Below are 22,535 nucleotides of genomic sequence, written 5' to 3' on the forward strand. Positions count from 1 at the left end.
GCCGCCTGCCGACGCTGTTGTGTCAACTGCGGCCCCGGAAGGGACCACTCCTACGGCGCGCCGCCCTGGGGGGTGGCCGACAGCAAAGCAACCCCCTCAGAAGGCGACGTCACCAGGGCCTACATCCGTTGACGAACTATGGCCAAAAATTCTCATGGAAGTCAAAGCGCGGCGACGCTTCGCCTGGCTGATCCTAAGTGAGAAAGTCAAAATGGTTCGCTTCGACGGTAAGCTGATGCAGCTCGAATTTGCGGATGCATCATCCAAGGGAACCTATCGATCGGCAGGAATCGACAAACTTCTCGAGGATGTAATTCGCGTTGGCTTTAAAATGCAGTGCCAGATCGAATTGGTGGACCGAGAGTCTATAGATCCAGCTGCAGCATCCGTCAAGCAACGCGAAAATCTGCAATCGGTAACAGCTGACCATAAAGGGTCGACGCGCCGCCCAGGTGAATGGCCGGAAATCATGAAACCAGAAGTTACCGGTGTGGCATCAGGGGAGCTGGAGGGGCTTGATGAGCTGTGGTCGAGAATTCTCGAGGCGGTAAAAGAGCGGCGACGCTTCGCCTGGATCCTCCTCAGCCAGTATGCCGAAGTGACTCGCTTCGACGGTAAGAAGCTTGAGTTGGTGTTCTCAAACGATGCCACGAGGCAAAACTATCTATCCTCTGGGTGTGGCGAGGTGCTTGACAAAGTACTTCGGGAAGTTTTTAAGCTCTCGTGGGAGGTAGACGTAAGTAAACTCGATTTCCGCGAGCCGTTGAAATAATTCACTCTCACTCAAAAGTCGGATTTCTTCCCTGCGTGGAAAACCGTCGTGACGACGTCGCCGACACGGGCAAGACGCTCAAGCTCGTGCGCGACTTCTGCCTCGACGCCGTCGCCGAGGTGCGCAGCGCCGTCATATACGAGAAGCCGCACTCGCTGGTGAAGTGCGAGTACGTGTGGAAGCGGACCGACGACTGGATCAACTTCCCGTGGAGTGTCTTGCCTCCGGTACATAGGTCGGGAGCGGCGCCGAAGGTGAACACCGAAGCCGACTGAGGCGGGAGGGGTCCGCTGCCCTGGGGCGTGCCGGTCGGTTCGACGTCGCGCCCGCGCGGTGTTTCAATCGAACGTATGAGCGATTCGAGTGGTGCGTCGGAGTGGGATGCGGGGGCGTACGTCCGGGACGATCCTGAAGGCATGTCCGGGCCCATCCGTGTGATCGTGCATCCGCCGTCGCCCACGGGGGGCCGGCGTGTCCGGGTGGACGGGGAGATCCTCGGGCTGGCCCACAACCTCGCCGACCTCGCCGAGTTCCTCCGCCGAGCCGGGCTGGAGATCGACCCGTCGGAGGTCGTCGAGGCGCCGTGGATCGACTGGCGGGGTGGGGGACCCGAGCGCTGGGAGGCGGAGACCGGCGACTGAGGGCCGCCGGCGGCTCGGTTTCCAGCACCGGCGGGCCGGGGGGCCTGCACGGTCCCCGCCCGGCCGGTGCTACGGCCCTGTCCGGCTTCGCCGGGTCCTCGTCGCTAGAACGTGCCCAGCTTCACGATCGACAGCAGGGCGATCAGCTGGATCGACGACGCGCCCAGGGCCTTCGGCCAGGGGAGGTCGTGGGAGCGGCTGACCATCATGGTCAACAGGGCGCCGGCGGCCACCCAGGTCGCCCAGCCGAGGGCCTGCACGAAGGTCGCGTCGCCGCCGAAGAACATGGCGAAGACCAGGCGCGGGGCGTCCGTGAGGGACATGATCAGCATCGACAGGCCGACCGTGGGCTGCCAGGCGCCGTCGCCGCCGAGCTGGCGGGCCAGCGTGTGGGTGACCACGCCCAGGACGAAGGCCGACAGCGCCATGGCCACGGCCGTGATCAGGACGATCGGGACCGCGTTCGACAGGGTCGCGCTGATCGCGTCCTGGCGGGCGCCGTCGAAGCCGAAGACGGCGAGCAGACCGTAGAGGAACGTCACCGTGAGGGCGGGCCCCCACATGGCGTAGTCGCGCATCTGCAGGAACGTCTGGTTGGGGGAGAAGACGATCCCCCGCAGGAGTTCCTTCCAGTGCAGGCGCGGGCCGACGGGACCCGGGGCCGGGGCCGAGCCCGCCCGGTAGGTCTCGCCCTGGTGGTAGGCCTCGTCGATCGAGAAGGCCTGGGTGTGGCCCGGGTTGTTGGCCGCGTACGGGTCGTAGGCGCCCTGCGGCGCGTGCGGGGCGCCGTCGCCGAAGTACTCCGGCTCGCCGTGCCCGCCGTAGCCGCCGTTGCCGTACGGCTGCTGCCCCTGCTGCCCCTGCTGCCCCTGCTGTCCCGGGTACGGCTGGGGCGGCGGGGGGTAGCCGTACGACGGTCCCTGCGGCGCCTGCTGTCCGTACGGGGGTTGTTGCGGTCGCGTGTGCGGGGTGCCGTGGTTACGGCCGCCGCGTCCGTTCCTGAATCCAGCCACGCCTTCGAACGTACCTGGTCCAAGAGATCGGTGTGCCGGACCCGGACTTCCGGGCCCGGCATTGCGGCCGACCTGTGACATCCCCTACGGGGGCTCTGGCGGGACCCCTAAGGGCGTGAGGTACGTACGGCCGGTCAGTCGGCGAAGTTGCAGCCGAAGAACGGCGAGCCGGTCGTCGAGACGCCCGCGGTGCCGGGCGAGACGGCGCGGGAGCCGGTCGTGGTGATCCGCGTGCCGTCGGAGGGCAGGTAGGTCACCGCGCCGTCGTTGGCGTTCTCCGCGGAGCCGACGATCAGGTCGGAACGGCCGTCGCCGGTGACGTCGTCGAGCTTGACGTCGAGGCCGAACTTGTCGTCGTCCTCGTCCGTGCCGGGCACGCCCGCGGTGGACTGGGCGAAGAACTGGCCGCCGGAGGCGGTGTTCAGGCCGTTCGCCGTACCGTAGAGGATCGTGACCGCGCCGGTGTCGGCGGCGCTGCCGATGTTCTCGCCGGCCACGCCGACCGCGAGGTCGAGGTAGCCGTCGCCGTTGACGTCGCCGAGGTCGAGCTCGTAGCCGAACCAGTCGTTGGTCTCCGAGGTGCCGGGGACGTTGCCGGTGTCCTGGGTGATGCCGGTGACCGTGCCGGGGCCGCCGGACGAGCCATAGGTCACCCACACCTTCCCGCCCTTGGCGGAGTCCGGGATGGTCGTGCCGTCCGAGGTGGTGGTGTTCCAGTAGGCACCGCTGACGATGTCGCCGTAGCCGTCGCCGTTGATGTCGCCGATGGCGGTGATGAGGCCGGGCTTGAGGGCCTTGGCGGAGGCGATGCTGAGGCCGGTGGAGGTGCCGGGGACGTAGTAGTTGCGGTTCCAGCCCCAGTCGGTCTGGGTCTCGTAGCCGTCGACCACCAGGTCGGTGCGGTGGTCTCCGTTGATGTCGCCGGCCGCGAGATTGAGAGGGCCGTCGCCGCCCGAGCCCTGGATGGCGGGCTTGATGGTGTAGCGACCGCCGGCGGTGCCGGAGGTGGTGAAGCCGCCCTTGAACACGTGGATGGTGGCGGTGGAGCTGCTGACGGCCAGGTCGGCCTTGCCGTCGCCGTCGAAGTCGCCGGCGGCGAGGTTCTCGCCCCAGTAGTCGTGCGAGGTGGGGGCGGGGTCGGTGACGGTGGCGCCCTTGCCGGTCAGGCCGGAGGCCGAGCCCCACAGGATCGTGACGCCGCCGCCGTCGGCGTCACTGCCGACGTCCTCGCCCCAGGCGCCGACGGCGAGGTCGTCGTAGCCGTCGCCGTTGAAGTCGGCGTAGGCGGTGTCGCTGCCGAAGAAGTCGCCGGTTTCGGCGGTGCCGGGTACGCCGGTGGTGTTCTGGCTGATGGTGGAGCGCTTGGCGGAGGACACGCCGGAGGCGGAGCCGTAGAGGGCGACGACCTGGCCGGCGTTCTTCTTGCCGTTCACGTAGGCGCCGGGGGCCGAGAAGGCCACGTCGCCGATCCCGTCGCCGTTGAAGTCGGCCTGCGGGACGAGGGTGGAGTCCGCGGCCGTGGCGGTGACGGCCGAGAACGTGAGCAGACCGCCCGTCAGAGCGGCGGCGGTGGCCGTCGCGAGGGCGAGTCGCAGAGGCTGGTGCATGCGTGTTCTCCTGCGGCATGCGGGGGATGCCGTGGCCGGCATCCGCAGATGATGGGTGCGCGTCCGTCCGGTTCACGGGGATTCGTCCCCGCGTTCACTGGCCGGACGGCTAACAGGAGACCCCTGCGAACGGGCAATGGTTGTACGGGAGTTGGGAAACCGGAGATTCGTGAGGCAGGTGAGGCGCGGCCTCGTACCGGGGTCAGCACCGAGATCCCGTCCCGTTGCAGATCCCGTTGCGTACGTGGCTGGGACCCGGCCCGGTCCCGGGCCGGGTTGCCCGACCGGGATCGGGTGTCAGGTGCCGGATGTCAGCCGGCGAGGATGCGGCCCAGGGACGGGTCGTAGGCGGTGGAGATGCCGAAGGCGCTAGGGCCGAACGTTGTCGCGCCGGACGTCGTGATGCCGGAGGCGGAGCCTTTCAGCAGGGTGACGAGGCCGTTGAAGGCGTTCTCGCCGTCCGCACCGGCCAGCAGGTCGGCCTTGCCGTCCTTGTTGAGGTCGGTGAGCAGGGTGCCGTCGCCGAAGAAGTCGTTCCTCTCGCCGGTGCCCGGGACTCCGGGGCTGTTCTGGGTGAGCGTCACGGCGTCGGAGGGGAGGCCCTGCGCCGAGCCGTACAGCAGGCGCACCGCGCCGCTGACCGTGGCGTCGGTGGAGTCCTCGGGGTCGCCGAGTGCGAGGTCCTGGTGGCCGTCGCCGTTGATGTCGCCGACGGACGGGACACCGGGCCACGGGAGGTGCAGGACGGAGGCGACACCGGAGGAGGAGGTGTACGAGACGGCCGCCGGGCCCGTCGCTTCCAGATCGCCCCCGCTCGCGGTCTCCGTCCAGCCGGTGACGACGTCGCCGTAGCCGTCCTTGTCGAGGTCGGCGATGGTCTGCTTGGTGCCGTAGGGGAGTTCGGTCTTCCTCGTCGGGGCCGAACTCGTTCCGTAGTACAAGTGGTTGTGGTCGAGGTAGCGCTCCGAGCCGATCTTGGTATGGCCTCCGATGACGAGGTCGGCCCTCGCGTCGGCGTTGACCTTGCCGGAGACCAGGCGCAGGACGCCCGCGCCGCCCGTCCAGGACGTGGCGTACGAGATCTTCCCGCCCGTCGCGCCGGCCTTGGTGAAGCCGCCCTTGATGATCCACTGGGTGGTGCCGGAGGCGCCGACGGCGAGGTCGGGTCGGCCGTCGCCGGTGAAGTCGCCGACGGCGAGGGCCTGCCCCCAGCGGTCGTGCTTGGTGGGGGCCGGGTCCTTGACGGTGGTCGCGCCCTTCAGGCCCGTCGACGAGCCCCACACGATGACCACCGAGCCGCCGTCCACGTCGTCGCCGACCTGCTCGTACGGGGCGCCGACGACCAGGTCGCCGTAGCCGTCCTTGTTCAGGTCGCCGACCGCCACGGCCTCGCCGAAGAAGTCGTCGTCCTCGGCCGTGCCGGGCACGCCGGTGCTGTTCTGGCTCACGGACGCGGTGCGGCCGACGCCGCCGGAGGAGCCGTACAGGATGCCGACCGAGCCAGCCCACCCCGCGCCGCCGACGGTGGCCTCGGGGGCCGCTGCCACGGCGTCCTTGTAGCCGTCGCCGTTGAAGTCGGCCACGTATTGGCCGGTCGCGGCCGAAGCCGGCGCCGCCGTCGCCAGGGTGAGCAGTCCGCCCGTCAGTGCGGCTGCGGTGGCCGTCGCGAGGGCGAGGCGCAGGGGGTGGTGCTGGGGCATGCGGGGGTCTCCTGCGGCATGCGGGGATGCCTGCCGGGCATCCGCGGTCGGTGGGGCGCCGGACGGCCGCGCGCGAGAACGCCGGGCCGCCTGTCGGTGATCAAGAGACCTGCGAGTGCGGGTAAGGGTTGTATGTGAGTTCGGTGCGTCGGCCCTGCGGCCGGTGCGGTTTCACCGGGCCAGGAACTCCGAGGTCGAGAAGGTGACCGACGGCTTGGTGGACACCAGGCCCTTCTGCTGTCCGGGGTAGACGGCGATCGTGTCCTTCGTCTCGCCGAGGTAGGTGCGCACCACCAGGTCCGCCCGGCCGTCGCCGTCGAAGTCGCCGGTCGTCAGGACGCGGCTGGTGCCGTGGGCCGACGGCTCGACGGTCACCGTGCCGGCCGTGGTCAGGCCCGTCGCACGGCCCCGGAAGACGCGCAGCCGGGAGCCGCTGGAGACGAGGTCGCTCAGGCCGTCGCCGTCGAAGTCGGCGGCGTCGAGCATCGAGCCCGGGGAGGCCAGGGTGGCGTGGGTGGGCGTGGGGAGGTCGTAGCGCAGGGACATCCCGCCCATGCCGCCCACCGCCGCGTCCAGGGCTGCGCCCCGGCCGAAGCGGCCCAGGGCGACGTCGATGCCCGCGGGCAGGACGGTCCCGGTGCGGGTCGGGCCGGCGGGGCCGCCGAGGACCACGGACGCCTTGCCGGTGCCCTCCGCGGCGCGGACCACCAGGTCGTCGTACCCGTCGCGGTTCACGTCGGCCGCCGGGCCGGTCGGGACCTCGCCCGGGGACGGGACCGGGGCGCCGGCGGCGTGCGGGGCGCCCCGGTGGGTGAACGGGCCGCGCAGGTAGCTGAGCCGGCCGCCGGTGGCGTGCAGGACGAGATCCTGGGCGCCGTCGCCGTCGAAGTCGCCGCACACCGGCTGGTCGGGCCAGTCGTTGCCGTAGCGGGCGCGGCCGGGGACGGTGAGGGGGACGGCGCGGGTCAGGCCGTCCGGGGAGCCGAAGAGGATCTGCAGGGGGACGGGGGGCTGTCCCTGGCCGTCGTAGGGCGGGTCGGTCGACACGACGAGGTCGGTGAAGCCGTCGCCGTCCAGGTCGCAGCTCGCCTCCGCGTCGAAGACGGCGGTCAGCTGCCCCTCGACGCGGGCCGCGTACTCGGCGGGGCTGATGAGCTGCCGGGCGCCGGGCGTGAGTCCGCGTGCGCTGCCGTAGACGATGCCGATGCCCGCGTCGTCGGCGTGGCTCTGCGCCTTCACCAGGCTGTCCAGGACGAGGTCGCGGTGGCCGTCGCCGTTGAAGTCGTCCGGGGTCTCGCTGCCCTTGCCGCGGGGGACGGGGAGCTTGGCGGGCGCGTCCGCGACCCGTACGGGGGTGCGGTGCGCGGAGCCGGCGTCGGCGCCGGGGCCGCAGGCGGAGACGAGCAGCAGGAGACAGCCCAGTGGACAGCCCAGTGAACGGCCCAGTGCGGACGCGGTACCCGCTCCGCTTCTTCGCACCCGCACCGTTCTCCCCGTCCGCACCGTCGACAACGCCTGGGCCATGATGCACATCTCCCGGACATGGCGACAGCCCCGGGGCGGTCCCCAGACACAGCACGGCGACGCCCCCGGCCCGGAGTGCGGGCGCGGGGGCGTCGGACTGTCGTCGGGAGTGCCGTCCGGTGGAGGGGAGTTGCTTCACCGGCTGGGCCGGTTACTTCACCGGCTCCGGTTCCGGCTCGTTCTCCGGCTCCGCCTCGCCCGCCGGGTCGACCGGGGTCCTGACGGAGTCGAGGAGGAGCTGGGCGACGTCCACGACCTGGATGGACTCCTTGGCCTTGCCGTCGTTCTTCTTGCCGTTGACCGAGTCGGTCAGCATGACCAGGCAGAACGGGCAGGCGGTGGAGACGATGTCCGGGTTCAACGAAAGAGCCTCGTCGACACGCTCGTTGTTGATGCGCTTGCCGATCCGCTCCTCCATCCACATCCGGGCGCCGCCGGCGCCGCAGCAGAAGCCGCGCTCCTTGTGGCGGTGCATCTCCTCGTTGCGCAGGCCCGGGACCTTGCCGATGATCTCGCGCGGGGGCGTGTAGATCTTGTTGTGGCGGCCCAGGTAGCACGGGTCGTGGTAGGTGATGATGCCCTCGACCGGGGTGACCGGGATCAGCTTGCCCTCGTCGACGAGGTGCTGCAGCAGCTGCGTGTGGTGGACGACCTCGTAGTCGCCGCCGAGCTGCGGGTACTCGTTGCCGATCGTGTTCAGGCAGTGCGGGCAGGTGGCGACGATCTTCTTGGCCGACTTCGGCTTCTTCGACTCGGGCGTGACGTTGCCCTCGTCGTCCATCTCCTCGCCGAACGCCATGTTCAGCGCGGCCACGTTCTCCATGCCGAGCTCCTGGAACAGGGGCTCGTTGCCGAGGCGGCGGGCGGAGTCACCGGTGCACTTCTCGTCACCGCCCATGATCGCGAACTTCACGCCCGCGATGTGCAGCAGCTCGGCGAAGGCCTTGGTGGTCTTCTTGGCGCGGTCCTCCAGGGCGCCGGCGCAGCCGACCCAGTACAGGTACTCGACCTCGGACAGGTCCTCGATGTCCTTGCCGACGACCGGGATCTCGAAGTCGACCTCCTTGGTCCACTCCAGGCGCTGCTTCTTCGCCAGGCCCCAGGGGTTGCCCTTCTTCTCCAGGTTCTTGAGCATCGTGCCCGCCTCGGAGGGGAAGGCCGATTCGATCATGACCTGGTAGCGGCGCATGTCGAGGATGTGGTCGATGTGCTCGATGTCGACCGGGCACTGCTCGACGCAGGCGCCGCAGGTGGTGCACGACCACAGCACGTCCGGGTCGATGACGCCGTTCTCCTCGGCGGTGCCGATCAGCGGGCGCTCGGCCTCCGCGAGGGCGGCGGCGGGGACGCCGGCCAGCTGCTCCTCGGACGCCTTCTCCTCGCCCTCCACCGTCTTGCCGCCGCCGGCCAGCAGGTAGGGCGCCTTGGCGTGCGCGTGGTCGCGCAGCGACATGATCAGCAGCTTCGGGGAGAGCGGCTTGCCGGTGTTCCAGGCCGGGCACTGCGACTGGCAGCGGCCGCACTCGGTGCAGGTGGAGAAGTCCAGCAGGCCCTTCCAGGAGAACTGCTCGACCTGGGAGACGCCGAAGACGTCGTCGTCGCCGGGGTCGGTGAAGTCGATCGGCTTGCCGCCGCTCGTCATCGGCAGCAGGGCGCCGAGGGCCGTCTCACCGCGGGCGTTGCGCTTGAACCAGATGTTCGGGAACGCCAGGAAGCGGTGCCAGGCGATGCCCATGTCCGTCTTCAGCGAGACGACGATCATCCAGACGAAGGAGGTCCCGATCTTGACCATCGCGGTGAGGTAGATCAGGTTCTGCAACGCGCCGACGCTCAGGCCCTTGAAGGCGAGGACCAGGGGGTACGAGGCGAAGTACGCGGCCTCGTAGCCGTGCACGTCGGCGAGGGCGCCCTCCAGGCCGCGCAGCGTCATGATCGCGAGGCCGATGATGAGGATGACGGACTCGACGAAGTAGGCCTGGCCGAAGTTGGAGCCCGCGAAGCGGGACTTGCGTCCGGGCCGGTTCGGCAGCGACAGCTGGCGGATCACGATCAGCGTGAGGATGCCGAGCGTGGTCATGGTGCCGATGAACTCGACGAACAACTCGTACGGCAGCCAGTGCCCGATGACCGGCAGCGTCCAGTCGGCCTGGAAGAGCTGGCCGAAGGCGTTGACCAGGGTCAGCACCAGGGAGAAGAAGCCGACGGCGACGAACCAGTGGGCGACGCCGACGACGCCCCACCGGTTCATCCGGGTGTGGCCGAGGAACTCCCTGATCACCGTGGCGGTGCGGGCGGTCCAGTCGTCGGTGCGCGTGCCCGCCGGGACGTCCTGGCCGAGGCGTACGAATCGGTAGATCTGCGCGATGGCGCGGCCGAACAGCGCGACGCCGACCACAGCGAGTACCAGCGACACGATGATCGCGGCGAGTTGCATTTCGGGGCTCCTCGGGCCTGCGAGGGAGATTACTAAGCGGTAACTTATGCAGTCCGTCTGAGACTACCCCCATCTTCCGTCGCAATGTAGCCGAGCGTTCGGTGATCTGCGTCGCTGAGGGTCACCTTAAGTTCTGATCGTGTTATTCACGCCAAATTGTGACATTAGCTTCTAAGTTGTACCCGTGCTCTATGGGATCGCCGCCGCCACCACAGCCCTGCTCCTCACCGCCGCGCTCGCCGCCCTGCTGCGCAGACCCGCGCTGCTGCTCGGCCTCGCCGGGTCGCCACCCCGCCGACGGGCGGCGCCGCCGGTCGGCGGGGTGGCGCTCGTGCTCGGCACCTGCCTGGTGGCGGCCGCCGGGCGGTGGACCGGGGCCGCGCCGCTCGGCCCAGAGCTCGGCGGGCTGCTGACCGCCGCGGCCGCCGTCGCCGCGCTGGGGCTGGCGGCGGACGTGTGGCGGGTCAGGGGCCGGTTCGTGGCCGCCGGTACGGCGGTGGCGGCGGCCTGCGTGGTGCCGTACGACGAGACCGGGGTGCCGGGCGGGCTGCTGGCCGTCGGCTGGATCACCTTCGTCGCCCTCGCCTTCCGCGCGCTCGACCACACCGACGCGCTGGCCGGCACGGCCGGGGTGCTCACCGCCTTCGGGGTGGCCGCCTGCGCCGCCGCCGAGGTGATGGACGCGGTTGCCCTGCTGATGAGCGTGCTGGCCGCCGCGCTGGCCGGGTTCCTCCTGCACAACTGGCCTCCCGCGCGGGTCGGGCTCGGCGCCTGCGGGGCGCTGTTCACCGGGTTCCTGCCGGCCTCGGCCGCCGTGTTCACCCGTGCGGGGCACGGGTTCGGCTCCAGCGCCGCGGTGCTGTTCGCGCTCACCGCCGTCGCGAGCGCCGACGTCCTCCTCGTCGTGGTGTCGCGGCGGCTGGCCGGACGGGCGCTGTCGCGCGGCGGCCCGGACCACCTCGGGCACCGGCTGCGCCGGCTCGGGCTCACCGCCCAGGGTGTGACCGTGGTGCTGGGCGTGGGCGCCCTCGCCGGGGTACTCGTCGGCGTCCTGACCCACCTGGGGCTGGCGGAGTCCGGGGTGTTCTGGGTGGCGGCGGGGGTGATCGCCGTCGTTCTCGCGCTGCTGCGCGTCCCCGTGTACGGGGTGTACGGGGCGGTGCGCGGGGCGCGGGAGCTGCGGGGGGACGCGTCTTCGCAGGTCACACGACGGTTGCGTGTCAGGAATGGATAAGAGTTGAGTCCGGCTGACTCAGGTCTGTTGACCCAGCGCCGCGCGTCAGGCACACTTGAGTCCGTTCCACTCAAGTCAGCTGGAGGAAGCAACCATGGCACGTGCGGTCGGCATCGACCTGGGCACGACTAACTCCGTCGTCAGCGTTCTGGAGGGCGGCGAGCCCACCGTCATCACCAACGCCGAGGGCGCCAGGACCACGCCGTCCGTCGTCGCCTTCGCCAAGAACGGTGAAGTGCTCGTCGGCGAGGTGGCCAAGCGCCAGGCGGTCACCAACGTGGACCGGACCATCCGGTCCGTGAAGCGCCACATGGGCACCGACTGGAAGATCCAGCTGGACGGGAAGGACTTCAACCCGCAGCAGATCTCCGCGTTCATCCTGCAGAAGCTGAAGCGGGACGCCGAGGCGTACCTGGGCGAGAAGGTGACCGACGCGGTCATCACCGTCCCGGCGTACTTCAACGACTCCGAGCGTCAGGCGACCAAGGAGGCCGGCGAGATCGCGGGCCTGAACGTCCTGCGCATCGTCAACGAGCCCACCGCGGCGGCGCTCGCCTACGGCCTCGACAAGGACGACCAGACGATCCTCGTCTTCGACCTCGGCGGCGGCACCTTCGACGTGTCCCTGCTGGAGATCGGCGACGGCGTCGTCGAGGTGAAGGCCACCAACGGTGACAACCACCTCGGTGGTGACGACTGGGACCAGCGCGTCGTCGACTACCTGGTGCAGCAGTTCAAGTCGGGTCACGGCGTGGACCTGGCCAAGGACAAGATGGCCCTGCAGCGTCTGCGCGAGGCCGCCGAGAAGGCCAAGATCGAGCTGTCCTCGTCCACCGAGACCTCGATCAACCTGCCCTACATCACCGCGTCCGCCGAGGGCCCGCTGCACCTGGACGAGAAGCTCACCCGGGCTCAGTTCCAGCAGCTGACGGCCGACCTGCTGGAGCGCTGCAAGACGCCGTTCCACAACGTCATCAAGGACGCCGGCATCTCCATCAACGAGATCGACCACGTCGTCCTCGTCGGCGGATCCACCCGTATGCCCGCCGTCGCCGAGCTCGTCAAGGAGCTGACCGGCGGCAAGGAGGCCAACAAGGGCGTCAACCCGGACGAGGTCGTCGCCATCGGCGCCTCGCTCCAGGCCGGTGTCCTCAAGGGCGAGGTCAAGGACGTCCTGCTGCTGGACGTCACCCCGCTGTCCCTCGGTATCGAGACCAAGGGCGGCATCATGACCAAGCTGATCGAGCGCAACACCACGATCCCGACCAAGCGCTCCGAGATCTTCACCACGGCCGAGGACAACCAGCCGTCGGTCCAGATCCAGGTCTACCAGGGCGAGCGCGAGATCGCCGCGTACAACAAGAAGCTCGGCATGTTCGAGCTGACCGGTCTGCCGCCGGCGCCGCGCGGCGTCCCGCAGATCGAGGTCTCCTTCGACATCGACGCCAACGGCATCATGCACGTCACGGCGAAGGACCTGGGCACCGGGAAGGAGCAGAAGATGACCGTCACCGGCGGCTCCTCGCTCCCGAAGGACGAGGTCGACCGCATGCGCGAGGAGGCCGAGCGCTACGCGGAGGAGGACCACAAGCGCCGCGAGGCCGCCGAGACCCGCAACCAGGGCGAGCAGCTCGTCTACCAGACCGAGAAGTTCCTCAAGGACAACGAGGACAAGGTCCCGGGCGAGATCAAGACCGAGGTCGAGGCCGCCGTCGCCGAGCTGAAGGAGAAGCTCAAGGGCGAGGACAGCACCGAGATCCGCTCCGCCACGGAGAAGGTCGCGGCCGTGTCCCAGAAGCTGGGCCAGGCCATGTACGCCGACGCCCAGGCCTCGCAGGCCGCCGCGGGCGGCGCCGAGGCCCCGAAGGCCGAGGACGATGTCGTGGACGCCGAGATCGTCGACGACGAGCGCAAGGACGGTGCCGCGTGACGGAGGAGACCCCGGGCTTCGAGGAGAAGCCCGACGTCCCCTCCGGCGCGACCCCCGACGACGCCGAGCCGAAGGCCGCCGCCCCCAAGGAGGAGGCGGCCCCGGCCGGGGACGCAGAGAAGATCACCGGTCTGACGGCCCAGCTGGACCAGGTGCGCAAGGCGCTCGACGAGCGCACGGCGGACCTCCAGCGGCTCCAGGCCGAGTTCCAGAACTACCGCCGCCGTGTCGAACGCGACCGGATCACGGTCAAGGAGATCGCCGTCGCGAACCTCCTGACCGAGCTCCTGCCCGTGCTCGACGACATCGGCCGCGCGCGGGAACACGGCGAACTCGTCGGCGGCTTCAAGTCCGTCGCGGAGTCGCTGGAGACCGTCGCGGCGAAGATGGGCCTGCAGCAGTTCGGCAAGGAGGGCGAGCCCTTCGACCCGACGATCCACGAGGCGCTGATGCACAGCTACGCGCCGGACGTCACCGAGACGACGTGCGTGGCGATCCTGCAGCCCGGGTACCGCATCGGCGAGCGCACCATCCGCCCCGCGCGGGTGGCCGTGGCCGAGCCGCAGCCGGGTGCGCAGACCGTGAAGGCCGAGGAGACGGCGGAGGCGGCCGACGACAAGGAGAGCGGTGGCCCGGACGAGGGCTGAGCTTGAACCGACCGGGAAGGAGGGACGTCGAGGATGAGCACCAAGGACTTCATCGAGAAGGACTACTACAAGGTCCTCGGCGTCCCCAAGGACGCCACCGAGGCCGAGATCAAGAAGGCGTACCGGAAGCTCGCCCGTGAGTTCCACCCGGACGCCAACAAGGGCAACGCCAAGGCGGAGGAGCGCTTCAAGGAGATCTCCGAGGCGAACGACGTCCTCGGCGACCCCAAGAAGCGCAAGGAGTACGACGAGGCCCGCGCCCTCTTCGGCAACGGCGGGTTCCGCCCGGGGCCGGGCGCGGGCGGCGGCTCCTTCAACTTCGACCTGGGCGACCTCTTCGGAGGCGGCGCCCAGGGCGGCCAGGCCGGCGGCTTCGGCGGCGGTATCGGCGACGTGTTCGGGGGCCTGTTCAACCGCGGCAGCTCGGGCACCACGCGCGTGCAGCCCCGGCGCGGCCAGGACGTCGACACCGAGGTCACCCTCAGCTTCACCGAGGCGATCGAGGGGGCGACCGTCCCGCTGCGGATGTCCTCGCAGGCGCCCTGCCGGGCCTGTTCCGGCACCGGCGACAAGAACGGCAACCCGCGGGTCTGCCCGACCTGCGTGGGCACCGGCCAGGTCGCCCGGGGCTCCGGCGGCGGTTTCTCGCTGACCGACCCCTGCCCGGACTGCAAGGGCCGCGGCCTGATCGCGGAGCACCCCTGCGAGGTCTGCAAGGGCTCGGGCCGGGCGAAGTCCTCCCGGACCATGCAGGTCCGCATCCCCGCCGGGGTGTCGGACGGGCAGCGCATCCGGCTGCGCGGCAAGGGCGCGCCGGGCGAGCGCGGCGGCCCGGCCGGCGACCTGTACGTCACCGTGCACGTCGGCGCCCACCCGGTGTTCGGCCGCAAGGACGACAACCTGACGGTGACCGTGCCGGTGACGTTCGCGGAGGCGGCGCTCGGCGGCGAGATCAGGGTCCCCACCCTGGGCGGACCGCCGGTCACCCTGAAGCTGCCGCCGGGCACCCCCAACGGGCGCACCATGCGCGCCCGCGGCAAGGGCTCGGTCCGCAAGGACGGCACCCGCGGCGACCTCCTGGTCACCGTCGAGGTGAGTGTCCCCAAGGACGTGACGGGGAAGGCTCGTGACGCGCTCGAGGCGTATCGCGAGGCGACCGCGGGTGAGGATCCGCGGGCGGAGCTGTTCCAGGCCGCGAAGGGAGCATGACGAGATGGACGGCCGTCGACGCAATCCGTATGAACTGACCGAGGAGACCCCGGTCTACGTCATCTCGGTGGCCGCACAGCTGTCCGGTCTGCACCCGCAGACGCTGCGTCAGTACGACCGTCTGGGTCTGGTGTCCCCCGACCGCACGGCGGGCCGGGGACGCCGCTACTCGGCCCGTGACATCGAACTGCTCCGCCAGGTGCAGCAGTTGTCCCAGGACGAGGGCATCAACCTGGCCGGCATCAAGCGGATCATCGAACTGGAGAACCAGGTCGCCGCCCTGCAGTCCCGCGTCGCGGAACTCCAGGCGGCCCTGGACGGCGCGGCGGCCGCGATGCAGCAGCGCGAGGCCGCGGTGCACGCCTCCTACCGGCGCGACCTGGTTCCCTACCAGGAGGTCCAGCAGACCAGCGCGCTGGTGGTGTGGCGGCCCAAGCGGCAGCCGCAGTCCCGCACCGACGCGGACTGACCCCGCAGGCGCTTGACGGAAGGGGCCCGGATCTCCGGGCCCCTTCCGCGCGTTCAGGGCGCGGTGACCACCCAGTCGCCCGCGGGCGTCGTCTCGGTGCCGTCGGCCTTCACCCCGGTCACCCAGTAGTAGGACGTGGTGCCGCGCCCGGCCCCGGTGTCGAAGTACTCGAAGGCGCCGGCCCCGCGGTCGGCGATCTTCTCGTACGCGGACATGGCGGGGTTCCAGCGGTAGATCCGGAAGCCCTGGGCCTTCTCGCCGGACGTCTCCTCGCCCGCGCCCAGCCCGGACCAGATCAGCATGTTGCCCTCGTCGCCCTCCGCCGGGGTCGCCTCCAGCCTCAGTGGCGAGCCCGCCGGGGTGGCCACGCTCGGCGTCATGTCGAGTTCGGTGACGGTCACCGCCTCGGCGGGGCCGTTCCACTCGATGGCGGAGTTGTCGTCGTCGTCCACGGCGTCGATGAAGAAGCAGACCTCCTCGCCGTCCGGGAGGGTGGCGTAGTCGAAGGAGGTGTCGTCGGGGTAGATGTAGTGCGAGACGTCGGCGTAGCAGAACTGCTCGCCCTCGTCGTCGTACAGCTCGCCCCGGTAGAGCCGGTAGTGCTGCAGGTCGGCGGCCGGGCTCTTGTCCCACTTCAGGTGGAAGCCGTACGCGGTCGGGGTGGCGGTCAGTCCGGTGACCAGCGGCGGCGGGTCGTTGTCCCAGATCCAGCCGCGCTGGGGTGCGGACCGCGCGGACTCGTTGCCGGCCGCGTCGACGGCCGACACGCGGTAGTAGTACGCGGTGCTCTCGGCGGCCGAGGTGTCCAGGTAGGAGAGTCCGCCGGTGCTGCCGAGCGCGGTGTAGGTGCCGTCCTTGGTCGCCGAGCGGAAGACGCGGTACGACACCGCGTCCGCGACCTGCTTCCAGGCGACCTTCAGCCCGCCCGTGCCGCCCGTCGGCGTCACCTCGCCGCTCGCGCTCACCACGGTGGGCACGCCGGGTGCGACCCGGTCGGCGGTGGTGACGGGCTGGTCGGCGCTGCCCGTCGACACGTTGCCGGCCTTGTCGTAGGCGCGGACCTCGTAGTAGTACGTCGCCCCGGTCACCGGCAGGGTGCTGTCGGTGTAGGAGGCGGAGGTGGTGGTGGCGAGCGGGGTGGCGCCGAACGAGGCGCCCTTCAGCCGCCGGTAGACGCGGTAGCCCGCGAGGTCCATCTCCTTGTTCTTCGCCCAGCCCAGCTTGGCCTTGCCGGTCGCGCTGTCATAGGCGGCCGAAGCGCCCGTCGGTGCGAGCGGCTTGACCGTGTCCACGGTGGCGGAGGTGCGCGGCAGATAGGAGAAGGCGACGTTCGCCGGGCCGGTCCAGTTGACGTAGTCCACGCGGAGGGTGTGCTTGCCGGACGGGACGGTGACGTCGGCGGTCTTGGAGACGGTCGTGGAGGTGTTCTTCCACAGATCGACCTTGCGGACGCCGTCGAGGTAGACGCGGATGCCGTCCTGGGCGGAGACCGGCAGCGAGAACGGGCCGCCGGAGCCGAAGTCACGGGTGACGGTCCAGCGGACGCCGAAGTAGTTCGACGGCAGCCCGGAGGCGGGCGCGCCGGTGCCCCAGTTCTCGCTGACCGCGGAGTCGCAGTCCGTCTTCTTCGGGGTGCCGGAGAACGTCGTGTTCGCGTAGAACTGCCGCTTGTAGACGGGGGACGCGCAGGTGGTCGCGGCGGACGCGGGGGCTGCGCCGGTGAGCAGGGTGCCCGCGGTGGCGAGCACGACGGCGGTGGCCGCCGCCGCGGTCGTGCGGCTGGCTGAGTTCATTCGGTCCTCTGGTCGAACGGGGAACGGGCTGGAAGGGGCTGCCATGATCACGACTCGCGAGGAAAGCGGTTGGTTGTACGGATCTTTGCCTTCTCATGGGTCACCGCCGCATGGAGGGCCTGTGAACAGGCCGTGGAGGCGAATTTGTCGAGTCTTCACAGAGCAAGCGGAGCGTGGTGTTGCGCACTCGTTAAGTAGTTCGGCTTGACGCTGAGGGCTGGGGAAGCGTTGTCTTTTCAGACACCTGGGTCGCAAGGGTGCGCCCATGTCCGGAAAGCATCAGAAGTGAGCAGACCCATGCGTCGTACCGCCATAGCCGTGGCCGCGTCCGCCCTGTCCGTGTCGCTGAGCGCCTGCGGGGTGCTGGGCGCGTCGTCGAGCGGCAGCACGGCGAGTCCGACCAAGGGCAACGATGTCACCGTCGGTCTGCTGCTCCCGGAGAAGGCCAACACGCGGTACGAGAGCTTCGACTACCCCATCATCAAGAAGCAGGTCGCCGCTCTCACCGGCAACCGGGGCAAGGTCTCCTACGCCAACGCCGAGCAGGACGCGGACAAGCAGGCCGACCAGATGCAGCGGATGATCGACGACAAGGTCGACATCATCCTGCTCGACGCCGTCGACTCGCACGCGATCGCCGACCAGGTGAAGAAGGCCAAGGACGCCGGCATCCCGGTCATCGCCTACGACCGGCTCGCCGAGGGCCCCATCGACGCCTACATCTCCTTCGACAACGAGCTGGTGGGCGAGGTGCAGGGCCGTTCCCTGCTGGAGTCCCTGGGCAGCGGGGCCGACACCTCGTACAAGATCGTCATGATGAACGGCTCGCCCACCGACCCGAACGCCAAGCAGTTCAAGTCGGGCGCGATGTCCGAGCTCAACGGCAAGGTGACGATCGCCAAGTCCTATGACACCAAGGACTGGAAGCCGGAGAACGCCCAGGCCAACATGACCGCCGCGATCGAGGCGATCGGCAAGGACAACATCGCCGCCGTCTACTCCGCCAACGACGGCATGGCGGGCGGCATCGTCAAGGCGCTGGAGAACGCCGGGGTGACCAAGCTGCCGCCGATCACCGGCCAGGACGCCGAACTGGCGGCGGTGCAGCGGATCGTCTCCGGCGAGCAGTACATGAGCGTGTACAAGTCCTACCCCGACGAGGCGGCGGCCGCCGCGCAGATGGCCGTGGCCAAGGTCCAGGGCCACGAGATCCAGTTCGACGCCCTCACCGAGAACACCGTCGACAGCCCCACCGACAAGGACATCCCGGCGCAGCTCGTCACCGTGACCGCGCTGACGAAGAAGAACATCAAGTCCACCGTCATCGCGGACGGCGTCTACAAGATCTCCGACATCTGCGCCGGCAAGTACAAGTCGGCCTGCGCCGCCATCGGCCTGAACTGACGCTACGGCGATATCCGGCCAACACCGGCCGCCCGGGCCCGCCCTGGCGGCCCGCTCCCGCCCCGGTGGAGCGGCGTCCGGCGAAGCGGGCATCAGCTTGTTGCAACCGTACGGAAGAAGCCCCGGTCATAGGCGTGCATACCGGTGCTTTCCAGCGGGCACCCGTGCGGGAGCCGTGTTGCGGAGCCGGTTCGGTCCGCGCATAGTTGCGCTGCGGAAGACGGCGGAACCGGGGGTGGAACGGGCGATGGCCGGGCACGGGACGGACGAGCATCCACACGGTGCTGACCGACTGTGCGAGGCCGGGGACCGCGTGTACTCCCGGGCCGTGCGGCGCGGCCGGGTGTCCCGCCGGGACGCCGGACCGGTGCCCTGTCTGCTCGAACTGGCGCTGCTGCACCCGGACCCCGACGACATGGACTGGCTGGTGCCGACCTCCCCGCAGGAGGTCATGACCCGGCTGCTGCGCGGGGTGTACGACGAAGTCAGCGCCAGCCAGCGGCGGGTGGGCACGGTGGTGGCCGCCGTCGAGCGGTACGCCGGGCTGGGCCCGCCCGTGCCGGCGGCGTCGCCCGAGGGTTCGGGAGGCTCGGCGATCCGCGTCCTGGACGGCCTCTCGCGCATCCAGGCCGCCATGGACGAGGCGACCGAGGCGTGCACGACCGAGGTGCTGACCGTGCAGCCCGGCGGGATCCGCCCGGAGCACGAGCTGACGGAGGGCCTGCACCGGGCCCTCGCGCTGCGTGGCCGGGGCGTGCGGATGCGGGACCTGTACACGCACGTGGCCCGGCACGGCCAGGGGCTGCGCAACTACCTGGAGCTGATGGGCGACGCGGTCGAGGCGAGGACCCTCGACGAGGTCATCGACCGGCTCATCCTGTTCGACCGCACGGTGGCCTTCATTCCCGCGAACGCGGACCGCACCCTCGCCCTGGAGCTGCGCCACCCGGCCCTGGTCGGCTATCTGGGCACGGTGTTCGACCGCATGTGGCGGCTGGCGATCCCGCTGACCGCGCCGCTGCCGGACACCGGCATCGAGGGCATCTCGCACCGGGAGCAGTCCATCGCGGCCCTGCTGGCGGAGGGTCACCAGGACGCCGTCATCGCCGAGCGGCTCGGCATCAGCGTCCGCACCTGCCGCGCGCACATCGCGCGCCTGTCCGAGACCCTCGGCGCGGCCAGCCGCACCCAGCTCGGCGTCCGCATCGCCCAGGTGGGCCTGGACGGCCCCCGCCGGCCCCCGGACGCGGCCCCGGTCACCGTTCGCGGTCGAGAATCCCGGACTGTCCGATGAGGTAGCCGAGCTGGGCCCGGCTCTCGCTGCCCAGCGTCGCCGCGAGCTTGGCGATGTGGACCCGCACGGTGCGCACGTTCATGCTGAGCCGCTCGGCGATGACGGCGTCGGTGTGGCCCTCCACGAGGAGTGCGGCGACGGCGTGCTGACGGGGGGTGACACCGCCGCGGGCGGGCATTCCGGCCGGCTCCGGGAGCATCGGCGTGGCCAGCCGCCACAGCCGCTCGAACGCGGTCACCAGGTAGCCGACCAGGGCGGGGTGGCGTACCTCCAGGGCGAGGGTGCGGTCGGCGTTCGCGGGGATGAAGGCGACGGTCCGGTCGAGCACGATGAGCCGCTCGGTGAGCTCGTCCAGGGTGCGGACCTCGAAGTCGCCCCGCAACTGCTCGTAGTGGGCCTGGACGGCGAGGGAGTGGCGCTGGGTGTGCTGGTAGAGCGTGCGCATCCGGCCGCCCGCGCTGAGCAGGCGCTGCTCCATGGGCAGCGAGGCGGCCATCGCGGCGTCGGAGCGCTTGCCGGGCTGGATGGCCAGCGCCTCGCGGCCGGCGCGGGCGGTCGCCTCGGAGATGGCGGTGTTGATCTGCTCGAGACCGCCCAGGACGCTGATCGCCAGGGGGTCGTTGCCGGGCACGATCTGCGCGTCGAGGGCCATGAACGGCTCGAAGAGGTCGGCCAGCCGGGCCTCGCGCCGGCGCTGGACGGAGATGCTGTCCTCGATGGTGCGCAGCAGCCGGGGCAGGGCCACGGAGGGGGCCACCGGGCGCAGCCAGCGGTCGTCCTCGCGGTCGGGCTGCAGCAGGCCGTGGCCGACGAGGCAGGGGGCCGTCCGGCGCGCCTCCCGCCGCGGTACGCGGCCTTCCAGCAGGGCGCGGGAGTACAGGCGGCGGCCCTCCTCGCACAGGTCCTCGACGCCGTGCGTGTGGGCGCACGGCGGTGCGCCGCCGGCCGGCCGGCCCGGCTCGGCCTCGGGCCCGTCGCCCGTCGTCCGGTGGTGCGTTTCGGTCGTCACCCGGGAAGCCTTCTCATGCCTCGGCGGTCGGTGGTCAGCTGTCGCGGTCCAGGATCCCCGCCTGGGCGATCAGGAAGCCGAGTTGCGCCCGGCTCCCGCTGCCGAGCGCGGCCGCCAGCTTGGCGATGTGGGCCCGGCAGGTGCGGACGTTCATGCCGAGCCGGCGGGCGATCGCCTCGTCGACGTGCCCCTCGATGAGCAGCTTGGCGATGGACCGCTGGACGCCGGTGATGCCTTCCGGGGTGGACTCGTAGGGCACCTCCTCCAGCAGCGGCGTGGCCCGCTGCCAGAGCTGTTCGAAGACCCTGATGAGGTACTGCACGAGACCGGGGTGGCGCAGTTCCAGGGCTACCTGTCGGTCGTCCTGGGCCGGGATGAAGGCCACGGTGGTGTCGCAGATGATGAGCCGTTCGATGAGTTCCTCGAGGGTGCGGATCTCGACCTTGGCGCCGGCCATCTGGTCCATGTAGGCGTAGGTGCTCTGGCTGTGCCGCACGGTGTGCTGGTAGAGGGTGCGCATGGAGATGCCACGCTCTATCAGAGGCTTGCTGCGCTTGAGGGCCTGACTGAGGATGTGCTCCGGCCGGCTGCCGCCGGGCTGTACCGTCAGGACCTCGGTACGGGCCTCGGCGATCGCCACGTCGAGCGCCGCGTGGATGCGGTCGATGCCCTCCAGCACGGTGATCGCGTGGGTGGTCGCCGGTTTCTGGGCACTGATGTCCAAGAACGGCTGGAAGGTGTCCGCCAGATCCAGGGTGAGGCGCCGCCGGTCCTGTATCTCCCGCTCCAAGGGCTGCAGTTGCTGGGCGAGAACGACGGAGGGCGGAACCGGGCGCAACCAGCCCGCGTCGTCCGGATCGGGGTGGAGCAGGGCGAACTCGAGCAGACAGGGGGCGCTTTCGACCTCGCTGCGGGAGATACGTCCGGAACTGAGAGCACTGGCGTAGAGACGGGAGCCGTCGGCACACAGATCGGTGATGCCATGAGGATGTGTCGGTTTTGTGCTCTTTGTTGGCAAATCTCCACCCCCCAGGGTCCTGAACGTGCAGGAACATGATGCATCTCTTGTGTGGCATTGACGTGCCTGAATGAGCCATCGTCTTGTTCCACGGGGGAGAGGAAGCCATCAAGTGAGGACGAAGCCGACCATGAATAAGAGAATGCTTCGCTCAGTGCTTGCCACTGCCTTCGTAGTCGCGCTGGCCAGCGGTGCGGCCGGTCCTCTTGACGTCGGCTGGTCGAGCCCGGCCGGCGAGAAGACCGCCGCACTGGACGTCGGCTGGGACATCTCGGCCGCCGGCCCGGGGGACGTCGGCTGGGTGGTCACCGGCGGTGACGGCGCCCAGGACGTCGGCTGGTCGACCCCGGCGGGCGCGGACGCATGACCACGCCACCCGACGACCGGTCCTTCCGGCGCGAAATGGCCACCGCCTATCGCTCGGGGTGGCACTTCATCGACCTGGTCACCGCGATTCCGCATCCTGGTGACTCGCTGATGGTGACCGTCTTCGGAGAGCCGGTCGTCGTCACGCGGGACGAGGACGAGGACGTGAGGGCGTACCTGTGTCTGCGGCGGCCTCGGGGGGCGCCGCAGCCCGTACGGTGTGCCATCCGGTACGGAATGATCTTTGTGAATCTCGACCGACGAGACCATCGGCTGGTGGAACCGGAAACCCCCAATCCACGGACCATCTCAGCCACCCCCCGCAGTGCCTGACGCGATTCCCCCGTCGTAACAGATCGCTCAGGTGCTTCCCCCCGCAGCGGGGGGGGGGGGGGGGGGGGGGGGGGGGGGGGGGGGGGGGGGGGGGGGGGGGGGGGGGGGGGGGGGGGGGGGGGGGGGGGGGGGGGGGGG

Annotated in this window: 18 protein-coding genes and 2 pseudogenes; 12 read left to right on the forward strand and 8 right to left on the reverse strand. The window is 70.2% G+C overall.

Going from position 1 to position 22,535, the window contains the following annotated elements:
- From ACZ5GT_RS01375 to ACZ5GT_RS01385, 3 genes and pseudogenes are all read left to right on the forward strand, one after another.
- Positions 1-772 (forward strand): annotated as a pseudogene (locus ACZ5GT_RS01375) (hypothetical protein); the annotation flags it as partial.
- Between the two features lie 50 nt (positions 773-822).
- Positions 823-1,047 (forward strand): annotated as a pseudogene (locus ACZ5GT_RS01380) (phosphoribosyltransferase); the annotation flags it as partial.
- Positions 1,048-1,188: 141 nt separating this feature from the next.
- On the forward strand, positions 1,189-1,413 hold the full coding sequence (locus ACZ5GT_RS01385; protein WP_469012326.1) for a hypothetical protein: 225 nt from the start codon (positions 1,189-1,191) through the stop codon (positions 1,411-1,413).
- A gap of 104 nt (positions 1,414-1,517) precedes the next feature.
- Here the strand turns inward: ACZ5GT_RS01385 and ACZ5GT_RS01390 are convergent, their stop codons facing one another.
- The 5 genes from ACZ5GT_RS01390 to ACZ5GT_RS01410 all read right to left on the reverse strand — a co-directional run bounded on the left by ACZ5GT_RS01390 (position 1,518) and on the right by ACZ5GT_RS01410 (position 9,691).
- A complete protein-coding gene (locus tag ACZ5GT_RS01390) occupies positions 1,518-2,507 on the reverse strand; it encodes a Yip1 family protein (RefSeq protein WP_469012330.1) in 990 nt (329 codons plus the stop codon).
- 53 nt (positions 2,508-2,560) lie between these two features.
- Positions 2,561-4,033, reverse strand: a complete 1,473-nt coding sequence (locus tag ACZ5GT_RS01395) for a VCBS repeat-containing protein (protein ID WP_469012335.1) — start codon at positions 4,031-4,033, stop codon at positions 2,561-2,563.
- A gap of 311 nt (positions 4,034-4,344) precedes the next feature.
- Positions 4,345-5,733, reverse strand: coding sequence for an FG-GAP-like repeat-containing protein (locus tag ACZ5GT_RS01400; RefSeq protein ID WP_469012338.1), 1,389 nt, complete (start codon positions 5,731-5,733; stop codon positions 4,345-4,347).
- A gap of 171 nt (positions 5,734-5,904) precedes the next feature.
- Positions 5,905-7,257, reverse strand: a complete 1,353-nt coding sequence (locus tag ACZ5GT_RS01405) for an FG-GAP repeat domain-containing protein (protein ID WP_469012341.1) — start codon at positions 7,255-7,257, stop codon at positions 5,905-5,907.
- A 151-nt stretch (positions 7,258-7,408) separates the two neighbouring features.
- Positions 7,409-9,691: a (Fe-S)-binding protein gene (locus ACZ5GT_RS01410; protein ID WP_469012344.1), complete on the reverse strand. Its 2,283-nt coding sequence runs from the start codon at positions 9,689-9,691 to the stop codon at positions 7,409-7,411.
- 184 nt (positions 9,692-9,875) lie between these two features.
- Here ACZ5GT_RS01410 and ACZ5GT_RS01415 point away from each other — a divergent pair, with 184 nt between their 5' ends.
- From ACZ5GT_RS01415 to ACZ5GT_RS01435, 5 genes are all read left to right on the forward strand, one after another.
- Positions 9,876-10,925: an MraY family glycosyltransferase gene (locus ACZ5GT_RS01415; RefSeq protein ID WP_469012346.1), complete on the forward strand. Its 1,050-nt coding sequence runs from the start codon at positions 9,876-9,878 to the stop codon at positions 10,923-10,925.
- Positions 10,926-11,019: 94 nt separating this feature from the next.
- A complete protein-coding gene (dnaK, locus tag ACZ5GT_RS01420) occupies positions 11,020-12,855 on the forward strand; it encodes a molecular chaperone DnaK (RefSeq protein ID WP_469012349.1) in 1,836 nt (611 codons plus the stop codon).
- Entirely contained in the window at positions 12,852-13,502 is a 651-nt protein-coding gene (grpE, locus tag ACZ5GT_RS01425; RefSeq protein WP_469012353.1) for a nucleotide exchange factor GrpE, read from the forward strand. The genes dnaK and grpE overlap by 4 nt, the downstream gene beginning before the upstream one ends.
- Positions 13,503-13,535: 33 nt before the next feature.
- Positions 13,536-14,711 (forward strand): molecular chaperone DnaJ, encoded by a 1,176-nt coding sequence (gene dnaJ, locus ACZ5GT_RS01430; RefSeq protein WP_469012355.1) that lies wholly within the window; start codon positions 13,536-13,538, stop codon positions 14,709-14,711.
- A gap of 4 nt (positions 14,712-14,715) precedes the next feature.
- Positions 14,716-15,180, forward strand: coding sequence for a heat shock protein transcriptional repressor HspR (locus ACZ5GT_RS01435; RefSeq protein ID WP_324789924.1), 465 nt, complete (start codon positions 14,716-14,718; stop codon positions 15,178-15,180).
- A 53-nt stretch (positions 15,181-15,233) separates the two neighbouring features.
- Here ACZ5GT_RS01435 and ACZ5GT_RS01440 read toward each other — a convergent pair whose 3' ends face one another.
- Entirely contained in the window at positions 15,234-16,973 is a 1,740-nt protein-coding gene (locus tag ACZ5GT_RS01440; protein ID WP_469012358.1) for a fibronectin type III domain-containing protein, read from the reverse strand.
- A gap of 297 nt (positions 16,974-17,270) precedes the next feature.
- On the opposite strand from ACZ5GT_RS01440, the gene ACZ5GT_RS01445 reads away from it, so the two are divergent.
- Positions 17,271-18,377, forward strand: coding sequence for a sugar ABC transporter substrate-binding protein (locus ACZ5GT_RS01445; protein ID WP_469012361.1), 1,107 nt, complete (start codon positions 17,271-17,273; stop codon positions 18,375-18,377).
- A 247-nt stretch (positions 18,378-18,624) separates the two neighbouring features.
- Entirely contained in the window at positions 18,625-19,671 is a 1,047-nt protein-coding gene (locus ACZ5GT_RS01450) for a helix-turn-helix transcriptional regulator (RefSeq protein WP_469012366.1), read from the forward strand.
- Here the strand turns inward: ACZ5GT_RS01450 and ACZ5GT_RS01455 are convergent.
- Positions 19,634-20,572 (reverse strand): helix-turn-helix transcriptional regulator, encoded by a 939-nt coding sequence (locus ACZ5GT_RS01455; protein WP_469012462.1) that lies wholly within the window; start codon positions 20,570-20,572, stop codon positions 19,634-19,636. The genes ACZ5GT_RS01450 and ACZ5GT_RS01455 overlap by 38 nt on opposite strands.
- A gap of 142 nt (positions 20,573-20,714) precedes the next feature.
- Positions 20,715-21,698 carry a helix-turn-helix transcriptional regulator gene (locus tag ACZ5GT_RS01460; RefSeq protein WP_469012371.1) on the reverse strand — a complete coding sequence of 328 codons (984 nt, stop codon included), beginning with the start codon at positions 21,696-21,698 and terminating at the stop codon, positions 20,715-20,717.
- Between the two features lie 154 nt (positions 21,699-21,852).
- Here ACZ5GT_RS01460 and ACZ5GT_RS01465 point away from each other — a divergent pair, with 154 nt between their 5' ends.
- Together ACZ5GT_RS01465 and ACZ5GT_RS01470 are read left to right on the forward strand one after the other, a co-directional pair.
- Entirely contained in the window at positions 21,853-22,065 is a 213-nt protein-coding gene (locus ACZ5GT_RS01465) for a hypothetical protein (protein ID WP_469012374.1), read from the forward strand.
- The gene (locus tag ACZ5GT_RS01470; RefSeq protein ID WP_360749285.1) at positions 22,062-22,397 is read left to right on the forward strand and encodes a hypothetical protein; all 336 of its coding nucleotides are present in this window, start codon (positions 22,062-22,064) and stop codon (positions 22,395-22,397) included. The genes ACZ5GT_RS01465 and ACZ5GT_RS01470 overlap by 4 nt, the downstream gene beginning before the upstream one ends.
- The last annotated feature ends 138 nt before the right edge of the window (positions 22,398-22,535 follow it).

The sequence above is a fragment of the Streptomyces sp. NPDC031340 genome (assembly GCF_055569945.1).